The sequence below is a fragment of the Bacillus sp. 123MFChir2 genome, assembly GCF_000383235.1.
GTDB lineage: Bacteria > Bacillota > Bacilli > Bacillales > Bacillaceae_G > Bacillus_A.
In genome coordinates, this window is the sequence record NZ_KB910999.1 from 1 (window position 1) to 8456 (window position 8456).

At 37.7% G+C, this 8456-nt stretch carries 9 protein-coding genes, 6 tRNA genes and 1 pseudogene; 14 read left to right on the top strand and 2 right to left on the bottom strand.

What is annotated here, in order from left to right; translation table 11 throughout:
* Positions 1-324: 324 nt before the first annotated feature.
* Complete coding sequence (uvsE, locus tag H280_RS0122020) at positions 325-1287, top strand: UV DNA damage repair endonuclease UvsE (protein ID WP_020063267.1); 963 nt, start codon at positions 325-327, stop codon at positions 1285-1287.
* Positions 1288-1289: 2 nt separating this feature from the next.
* On the opposite strand, the gene H280_RS0122025 is transcribed toward uvsE, so the two are convergent.
* Positions 1290-1853, bottom strand: a complete 564-nt coding sequence (locus H280_RS0122025) for a rhomboid family intramembrane serine protease (protein ID WP_020063268.1) — start codon at positions 1851-1853, stop codon at positions 1290-1292.
* 88 nt (positions 1854-1941) lie between these two features.
* Between H280_RS0122025 and acpS the strand changes: the two genes are divergently transcribed.
* From acpS to H280_RS0122055, 6 genes and pseudogenes are all read left to right on the top strand, one after another.
* A complete protein-coding gene (acpS, locus tag H280_RS0122030; protein ID WP_020063269.1) occupies positions 1942-2301 on the top strand; it encodes a holo-ACP synthase in 360 nt (119 codons plus the stop codon).
* A 156-nt stretch (positions 2302-2457) separates the two neighbouring features.
* Entirely contained in the window at positions 2458-3405 is a 948-nt protein-coding gene (locus tag H280_RS0122035) for a LolA family protein (protein WP_028411344.1), read from the top strand.
* 136 nt (positions 3406-3541) lie between these two features.
* Positions 3542-3940, top strand: a pseudogene (locus H280_RS25485) (alanine racemase C-terminal domain-containing protein); the annotation flags it as partial.
* A 237-nt stretch (positions 3941-4177) separates the two neighbouring features.
* Positions 4178-4465 carry an antitoxin EndoAI gene (locus tag H280_RS0122045; protein ID WP_020063272.1) on the top strand — a complete coding sequence of 96 codons (288 nt, stop codon included), beginning with the start codon at positions 4178-4180 and terminating at the stop codon, positions 4463-4465.
* 4 nt (positions 4466-4469) lie between these two features.
* A complete protein-coding gene (gene ndoA / locus H280_RS0122050) occupies positions 4470-4820 on the top strand; it encodes a type II toxin-antitoxin system endoribonuclease NdoA (RefSeq protein ID WP_020063273.1) in 351 nt (116 codons plus the stop codon).
* 66 nt (positions 4821-4886) lie between these two features.
* Entirely contained in the window at positions 4887-7058 is a 2172-nt protein-coding gene (locus H280_RS0122055) for a Tex family protein (RefSeq protein WP_020063274.1), read from the top strand.
* A gap of 91 nt (positions 7059-7149) precedes the next feature.
* Here H280_RS0122055 and cmpA read toward each other — a convergent pair whose 3' ends face one another.
* Positions 7150-7263, bottom strand: coding sequence for a cortex morphogenetic protein CmpA (gene cmpA, locus H280_RS25955; protein ID WP_020063275.1), 114 nt, complete (start codon positions 7261-7263; stop codon positions 7150-7152).
* 107 nt (positions 7264-7370) lie between these two features.
* On the opposite strand from cmpA, the gene H280_RS0122065 reads away from it, so the two are divergent.
* From H280_RS0122065 to H280_RS0122095, 7 genes are all read left to right on the top strand, one after another.
* Positions 7371-7817 (top strand): SprT family protein, encoded by a 447-nt coding sequence (locus tag H280_RS0122065; protein WP_020063276.1) that lies wholly within the window; start codon positions 7371-7373, stop codon positions 7815-7817.
* A 123-nt stretch (positions 7818-7940) separates the two neighbouring features.
* A tRNA-Asn gene (locus tag H280_RS0122070) sits at positions 7941-8015 on the top strand.
* Positions 8016-8020: 5 nt separating this feature from the next.
* Positions 8021-8111: transfer RNA gene (locus H280_RS0122075), tRNA-Ser, on the top strand.
* Between the two features lie 7 nt (positions 8112-8118).
* A tRNA-Glu gene (locus tag H280_RS0122080) sits at positions 8119-8193 on the top strand.
* 4 nt (positions 8194-8197) lie between these two features.
* Positions 8198-8273: transfer RNA gene (locus tag H280_RS0122085), tRNA-Val, on the top strand.
* Between the two features lie 23 nt (positions 8274-8296).
* Positions 8297-8373, top strand: a tRNA-Met gene (locus tag H280_RS0122090).
* A gap of 3 nt (positions 8374-8376) precedes the next feature.
* Positions 8377-8452, top strand: a tRNA-Asp gene (locus H280_RS0122095).
* Positions 8453-8456 lie beyond the last annotated feature (4 nt).

The window sequence follows — 8456 nt, forward strand, 5'->3', positions numbered from 1 at the left end:
TGAAGCACAGACACGGGTATGATGTAGCATCTTCCTCGGGTCTCATTGGTATGCGAATGCAAGGTGCGATGGCTATATTTGCCGTCAATTTAAAACGAATTATGACCTTAATGAAGGAAAAAAAGGAAGAAAAGTAAAAAAAGAATAGAAAGAAAGGCGACTTTTCGTTCCATTTTGAACGAAAAGTCGCCTTTCTAATTTCACATCCGGTTTTTGAGCTGAAAAAACGTGAGTTTTTCAGTGGCCTCTTTCGAAAGGCTGTCTTTTTTGTATCTTTATTTGGGTATACTACATAGAAACTTGTATCGGAAAAGAGGAAATAGAATGCTCGTAAAGCTTGGGTATGCTGCGATGAGTGTGCGTGTCAAAAATGCTTCTCCTTCGCAAACAATGACGTATGCGAAGTTTCAGCGAATGCAAGACAGAGAAGCAGCAATCAAAAATTTAGAGAGGATTTCTAATTCTAATTTGGAGAATTGCTTACGGTTGTTAAAACATAATTATGGACATGATATTTCATTCTTTCGTTTAAGTTCGAAATTAATTCCTCTGGCAAACCATGAGGCATTGTTAGAATGGGACTATATAAAACCTTTGCAAGAAAATTTACGGAAAATTGGAGAATACGCAAAGCAAAAACGGATGCGAATTGACTTTCATCCAGATCATTTTGTTGTTTTAAATTCATTGCGTCCACCTGTTGTAAAGCAGTCGCTAAAAACATTACAGATGCATGGGAAGTTGCTACAGGGAATGGGAATCGATAGAACGCATCGTTGTGTTTTACATGTTGGTGGTGCATATGGGAATAAAGAACAAGCGCTAGAAAAATTTATTGAAAACTGGTCGCTTGTTCCAGTTGGAATTCAAAAGATGATTATGCTAGAAAATGATGACACTACATTTTCTTTAAAAGAGACGCTGTACTTAGGAGAAAAACTTGGGATTCCGGTAGTTTTTGATTTACATCATCATATGATGAATCATGATTTAGAAGAATGGGAAAGCCACTGGGAACGTGTTGTGCAAACGTGGGAACAATCTCCTTTGCCGATTAAAATGCATATTTCGAGTCCGCGAGAAGGGAAGAATCCACGGGCGCATGCCGATTTTATTGATTCTGATTCTTTCGTTTCTTTTTTGCGACATATGAAAGGAAGTGTTCCGGAAATACACTGTATGATAGAGGCGAAACAAAAAGATGAAGCGCTTTTGCAGTTGATGAGAGATATGACTGATAAGGCGGGGGTAGAGATAATAGATGGTGCAAGCTTTTGGGTAAAATAAGCTTATGCACCATCTGTTTTTTTTGTGAATAATGGTCCTAAACAAGCTCCTGTAAGTAATCCGGCTAGGTGGCTAATTGAATTTGTTGTTGTATCGAAAAATGTAAATGCAAGGAGAATACATAAAATGATAACCAAGAGAAGGATTTCTTTTCTTCTAGTAGGCTGAAATTGCATATAGAATAGGTAAAGTTGTACTCCTAATAGTCCGAAAATAGCACCAGAAGCTCCTGTATGAGTATAGTAGATTGGAAAGAAAAAGTAAGAGGCGATATTTCCGATAATTCCAGACGTAAGAAACACAAATAAAAATCGAATGCTATGCAGTTGTTTTTCTAATGAAAATCCAAGCGCAAAGAAGCAAATGCTGTTGGATAGAAAATGAGAAAATGTTGTATGAACAAATAGTGAAGAAATGAGTCGCCACCATTCTCCTTCAGCTATACACTCGTTACAAGCAATTCCGATAGAGAGCTTCCCTAATGATAGTAAAACAAGTTGTATAAAAAGTAGTGCCATAGTAACTGGTGGGAAAGAAGAGAATGAGTATTTTAATGGAGTATTCATATTTACACTCCTTTTGCTGTTAGTGTATTGTCTGTTATTCTTACAATATGAAAGTGAGAAAGAAAATAGAAGGAAGGAACAGAAGGATATGATTGTAGGAGTTGGAATCGATATTATTGAAATTGAAAGAATTGAAAAGATGATAGAAGGGCAACCAAAATTTATAGAGCGTATTTTAACGGAAAACGAGCGCCAAGTGGCATGCGCATTAAAAGGGAAAAGACGTAGTGAATTTGTTGCAGGGCGCTTTGCGGCGAAAGAAGCGTATTCGAAAGCGTTTGGTACTGGAATTGGAAAAGAGGTTAGTTTTTTACATATTGAAATTATGAATGATGAAAGAGGGAAACCTATTTTACTTGCCAATACAAATCATACGATCCATCTTTCGATTAGCCATAGCCGAGAGTTTGCGGTAGCACAGGTTGTTTTAGAAAGCTCGTCAAGCTAGTCTGCATATTTCATCTCTTTGTCTCATATATTTGAGTAGCGTTAAGGAAGATGTTTTCTTCCACTTACTTATTGAGACAAAGGGGCTGAACGTATGAAAAGGCGGCTATTTTTGTTTATTGCGGGTTTGTTGACCGTTTTTCTGTTAGCAGGTTGCATGGAGAAGAAGAAAGAAGATGTTGTGCAAGACTTGAATGAAAGAGTAAAAGATATGAAAGGCTATCAAGCGGAAGCGAAACTATCGATTAAAACGGGGAATGAACCACAGGTGTATGATGTTGAGGTTTGGTATAATAAACCCTCGTATTACCGAGTGAACTTAAAAAACGCAAAGAAGGATCAAAGTCAAATTATTTTACGAAATGATGAAGGTGTGTTTGTTCTTACTCCATCTTTAAATAAAAGTTTTCGCTTTCAAAGTGATTGGCCGCAAAATAGCAGTCAAGCGTATTTATATGAATCGCTTGTCAGGGATATTTTGAACGATAAGGACCGTTCGTTTAAGAAAACTGACAAATATTATGTATTTGAAACAAAAACAAACTATCATCATCAAAATATGCTGCCAAAGCAACAAGTTACATTTAATAAAAAAGATTTATCGCCTGTTTCAGTGAAATTGATGGATAATGATCAAAATGTTCTTGTGCAAGTAGATTTTTCGAAGGTAAAGTTTGATGCAAAATTTGATAAAGGTGCATTTGATACGAAGCAAAATATGTCTAGGGCGCAAGTGGATATACAAACGACAGCTCAACAAGAAAAGCCATTTGCTATTTTGTATCCAAGTGATACACCGCAAGGTATGACTTTAAAAGAAGAGAAAGAGTTTAATACAGATAACGGAAAACGTAGTATTCTTACGTACGTTGGTAATAAGAAAAGTTTTACGTTAATACAAGAAAAAGCGAAAGTAGCACCAACTATTGCGACGCAAAGTGTGGGCGGAGAGCCTGTTGATTTAGGTTTCACTATTGGAGCGTTAACAAAGGATTCCGTTACGTGGTCGCATAATGGAGTGGAGTATATGCTTGTATCAAAAGATTTGAAACAAGAAGAATTATTAATGGTAGCACGTTCTGTGACTCAGAAACAAGTAAAGTAAACGACTAAGACGTGGTGACTACAGTGGACACCACGTTTTTTAGCATGTTTTCATGTTTTGATAAAAATGTTTATGTAATCTGCTGAAATAAAGGTGAGAAAAAAGTGAATATAAAAGAATAAGCTTTGCATATCGTATAAAGGAAGTGTTTTTTCTAGATGGAAAAATCGCCTATAGCGCCACTTATCGAATGGAAAAAGAAAAATGGATTGCTGCGTTGCCTGTTGGATATGCTGATGGTTAGTTACGGAGGTTGCAAGGGTTTGAGATTCTTGTAAAAGGTATTAGAGTGTCAATTGTGGGGAGAATTATAATGGATATGCTAATGATTCGTCTGTCATATGAAGTATCGCCTGAGACAAGGGTCGCTATAATTGGAAGGCAAGACGATCAGTATATTAGTGCTACAGAGGTTGCGGAGTATTTAGTGACAATTAATTATGAAGTGATTGCAACAATTGGGTTTCGTGTTCCATGCGTATATGTGAAAAGTGGAAAAGTTGTAGAGGTGATAAATTACTTGCATGATATATAAGAAGGGCTTCCGAAGTTTAAATGCACGTTTATAATAATGTTTTTTACTAGATGGCAATTTGAGAAACTCGTTTTAGAAGAATAATAAAGAAAAATACAAGGAAATGAATGTTTTATTTCCAAGTTGGAAAACATAAAACAAGACATTTAGGAAGTCTTTGCAACAGGCCCTATACAATGGTATTATTACAATAGGTGTCATATATGTGTGTGTAGTTGACGGTGGAGGTGTATTTTTGTGTCCGAATCAAGTATAACTACTGAAATCGTTATTCGGTTGCCAAAACAAGTGGTAACAGAATTAGACGGAATTGGAAAACAAGAGAATAAGAATCGTCATGAACTTATTTGCCAGGCAACACAATTGCTATTGCGCCAACATAAAACGAAGAAGCGCTACCAGCATGAATCAATGAGACGTGGGTACATTGAGATGGGAAAAATCAATCTTGGTATTGCATCTGAAGCTTTCTTAGCAGAGTATGAAGCAGCTCATACAGTAGAACGCTTAGTTAGCGGGGGGTAATCTTTTGATTGTAAAACGCGGCGACGTGTATTTTGCAGACCTTTCCCCAGTTGTTGGTTCTGAGCAAGGAGGCGTTCGTCCGGTTCTTGTCATTCAAAATGACATTGGGAATCGCTTTAGTCCAACTGTAATTGTGGCGGCCATTACTGCACAGATTCAGAAAGCAAAATTGCCCACCCATGTGGAAATTGATGCAAAAAAGTATGGATTTGAGAGAGATTCGGTTATCTTGCTCGAACAGATTCGAACAATCGATAAGCAGCGCTTAACGGACAAAATCACTCAGTTAGACGATCTGATGATGAATCGTGTAGATGAAGCTCTGCAAATTAGTTTAGGACTGATAGATTTTTAGTTCAACGTTGAAGTTGCTCTCTTGTAAGAGCAACTTTTTTTATTATTGAAGGAGGTTTTGTTGCAAATGGAAATGGTAGATAATCGTCATGGGTTAATGAAAATGTTAGCGAAAGAATTGAATTTTTCAGAGAAGCAAGTTCGTCATGTTATTGAGTTAACAGAGGAGGGTAATACAGTCCCTTTTATTGCTCGTTATCGAAAAGAATGGACAAACTCATTAGACGAAGTGCAAATTCGCTCGATTTTAGAAAGATGGCAATATATCACCCAGCTTGAAAATCGTAAAGAAGAAGTGTTGCGTTTAATTCATGAAAAGGGAAAGCTTACAGAAGAATTGCGTCGTAACATTACATCTGCAACAAAACTACAAGAGGTCGAGGATTTATATCGTCCATATAAAGAAAAACGAAGAACAAAAGCGACAATTGCGAAAGAAAAGGGATTAGAACCTTTGGCAGATTGGTTATTAACGTTTGCGAAGGATGATGTGCTAGAAAAAGCAAAAGTGTTCGTAAATGAAGAGAAGGAAGTTCGGTCGCCAGAAGAAGCACTGCAAGGGGCAAAAGACATTATTGCAGAATATGTATCTGATGAAGCGTCTTATCGTAGTTGGATTCGCAATGCTACCTTTAGAAAAGGGACAATTTCAGCAGTTGTGAAAGATGAAGAAAAAGACGAAAAGAATGTATATGAAATGTATTACAGCTATGAAGAACCACTGCAAAAGGTTGTTCCTCACCGTGTATTGGCTATGAATCGTGGTGAAAAAGAAGAAATTTTAAAAATAACAATTGTTCCTCCGGTCGAAGACATTCTTCAATTTTTACATAAAAAAGTCATTCATAATTCATACGCGCCAAGTGCGAATTATGTACAAGAAGCAACTGAAGATGGTTATAAGCGTTTAATTCAACCGTCTATTGAAAGGGAAATTCGTAAAGAGTTAACAGAGATAGCAGAAGAACAAGCAATTCATATTTTTTCAGAGAACTTACGGAATCTATTGTTACAACCACCGATGAAGGGGAAAGTAGTATTGGCTGTAGATCCAGCTTATCGTACAGGATGTAAACTGTCAGTTGTAGATGATACGGGGAAAGTGCTTCATATCGATGTCATCTATCCGCATCCGCCTGTTCAGAAATATGAAGAAGCGAAAAAGAAATGTATTTCAATTTTAGAAAAGTATAAAGTAGAAGTAATTGCAATTGGAAATGGTACAGCTTCTCGTGAAACGGAAGAATTTGTAGTAGATGTGTTACAAGCGGCTGTGCATGATGTGTTTTATATTATTGTCAATGAAGCAGGTGCGAGTGTGTATTCCGCATCAGAATTAGCAAGAGAAGAGTTTCCGAATTTGCAAGTTGAAGAAAGAAGCGCAGTTTCTATTGGAAGACGTTTGCAAGATCCGCTTGCAGAATTAGTAAAGATTGATCCGAAGTCTGTTGGGGTAGGACAATACCAACATGATGTATCGCAAAAACGATTGAATGAATCATTAACGTTTGTTGTTGAAACAGCTGTAAACCAAGTTGGAGTGAACGTAAATACTGCTTCTGTTTCCTTATTACAATATGTTTCTGGTTTATCAAAAACAGTTGCGAAAAACATTGTAAAAAAACGTGAAGAGAGCGGGAAATTTACGAAACGTGCTGAACTGAAAGATATACCACGATTAGGTGCAAAGACATATGAACAATGCATCGGATTTTTACGAGTTTTAGAAGGTGAGAATCCGCTTGATCGAACAAGCATTCATCCAGAGCAATATAAGAATGTGGAATTATTATTGAAAAGTTTAGGATTATCTATTACAGATGTTGGACAACCTCATTTGCAAAAAAGCTTAGAGGAAGTAGAAATTTCTTCGTTATCAGAGCAGACAAACATTGGTGAACCTACGCTGCGAGATATTGTTGATGCCCTTATTCGTCCGGAGCGAGACCTGCGTGATGAATTACCAAAGCCGCTTCTTAAAAAAGGTATCTTAAAATTAGAAGATTTAAAACGCGGTATGGAACTCGAAGGTACAGTTCGAAATGTTGTTGATTTTGGTGCCTTTGTTGATGTCGGTGTAAAACAAGATGGATTAGTTCATATTTCAAAAATGAGTAAGCAGTTTGTAAAACATCCATTAGATATTGTGTCTGTTGGACAAATTGTAAAAGTGTGGGTCGATGCGGTTGATATGAAAAAAGGACGCGTTGCCTTATCTATGTTACCGTTAGAAGGTTGAAAAAATAAATGATTGAGTGCTACACCCGTGGATAAATTTATTGCTAGTTGAATGAAAAGGGAGTGGAATAGTGATCCATTCCCTTTGTTTATTACGGATGTTGCTTTTTTTTATAAAAAAACCAGCATTCGTTAAGTAATTTAATTTGATAGCGGTTTTTTTCATAATAGGCACGCCGCATTTGTTTGCGAAGCCATGCTGGCATATGAATCCCTCCTTTTGTAAGAATGAGGATGGGTATATGTACTATTTAATGTATGCATGAGACAAACGAGACGTGTAGATTTATTTTAATGGATAGGAGAGATAAGGATGCATGAAGTAGATATTCAAAGATTAGTGGAGGAAGTATCGATAAAATACTTTGCGAGACCTTTTTTGCATAAGGCAATGTTTAATAAACGGTTACGTACGACAGGTGGACGATATATATTAAGTACTCATAATATAGAACTAAATTATCATTATTATGTAGCGTATGGGGAGAAGGAATTAATTGAAGTAATTAAACATGAGTTGTGTCATTATCATTTGCATCTTATGGGGAAAGGGTATCGACATCGAGATACAGATTTTCGTGAATTATTAAAGAAGGTAAATGCGCCGCGTTTTTGTAAAAGAATTGTAGGAAGACAAGTAGATATAAAACAATATGTGTATGAATGTACAACATGTCATGTTCAATATGTAAGAAGGCGTAAAGTGAATACGACCCGGTATGTATGCGGAAAGTGTAAAGGTAAATTGAAGCAGTTTTAAAAACTCCTTGACACTAAAAAAACAATCCAGTATAGTATAAACATGTCACGCCACTACAGAATGTTGTAGGAAGTGCTTGACTTAGAAAATGAATTTTTATAAGATATAAATTGTCTTAAATATTCCGCAGTAGCTCAGTGGTAGAGCTATCGGCTGTTAACCGATCGGTCGTAGGTTCGAGTCCTACCTGCGGAGCCATATATAGAGAAGTACCCAAGTGGCTCAAGGGGCTCCCCTGCTAAGGGAGTAGATCGCTTACGCGGTGCGAGGGTTCGAATCCCTTCTTCTCTGCCATAATTTTGGCCCGTTGGTCAAGTGGTTAAGACACCGCCCTTTCACGGCGGTAACACGGGTTCGAATCCCGTACGGGTCACCACTTCGGAGGATTAGCTCAGCTGGGAGAGCACCTGCCTTACAAGCAGGGGGTCGGCGGTTCGATCCCGTCATCCTCCACCATATAAAATTATAAGTATTGTCGTCGCGGGGTGGAGCAGCACGGTAGCTCGTCGGGCTCATAACCCGAAGGTCGCAGGTTCAAATCCTGTCCCCGCAACCAAATGGTCCCGTGGTGTAGTGGTTAACATGCCTGCCTGTCACGCAGGAGATCGCCGGTTCGACCCCGGTCGGGACCGCCATTTA